This is a genomic window from Streptomyces sp. AC627_RSS907 (genome assembly GCF_019049165.1).
Map to the genome: position 1 here is coordinate 1 of NZ_JAGMUE010001468.1, position 598 is coordinate 598.

Below are 598 nucleotides of genomic sequence, written 5' to 3' on the forward strand. Positions count from 1 at the left end.
ATCTTGACCTCCACGGCCATGTCCCTCCGACGGTCCGGGTTACCCCTGGCCACCGGCCAGGGGAGGTGCGCGGTTCCCGCGCCGTACGGACACATTAGCCGCAACGCGCGGCGGGTCCGGGGGTCCGTGGACGATCACCGTCGCGCGCGGGCGCGCGGGCGGCCCGGCGCGTGCGCGACGCCCGCCCGGCCGCCGGCGTTGGCGGGCCGGGCGGGCGTCTGGCGCGGCGGTGAGGCGGGCCCGCCGGCCGGGCCGGCGGGCTGCGGGACGGTGGGGCTAGTCCGCTTCCGGGCCCTGGCCGTCCGCGCCGTGCAGCGGGAAGCCCGCGATGCCCCGCCAGGCCAGCGAGGTCACGAGCTGCACCGCGGTGTCGCGCGGGATGTCGCTCTCGCTGGAGAGCCAGTAGCGCGCGACGACCTGCGAGACGCCGCCGAGCGCGACGGCCAGCAGCATGGACTGCTCGGACGGCAGCCCGGTGTCCTCGGCGATCACCTCGGAGATCGCCTCGGCGCACTGGAGCGAGACCCGGTCCACGCGCTCGCGCACCGCGGGCTCGTTGGTCAGGTCGGACTCGAAGACGAGGCGGAAGGCGCCGCCC

At 77.3% G+C, this 598-nt stretch carries 1 pseudogene; it reads right to left on the minus strand.

Annotation, left to right across the window (positions count from 1 at the left end):
- Positions 1-276: 276 nt before the first annotated feature.
- Positions 277-598: pseudogene (locus KUM32_RS42485) on the minus strand (TetR/AcrR family transcriptional regulator); the annotation flags it as partial.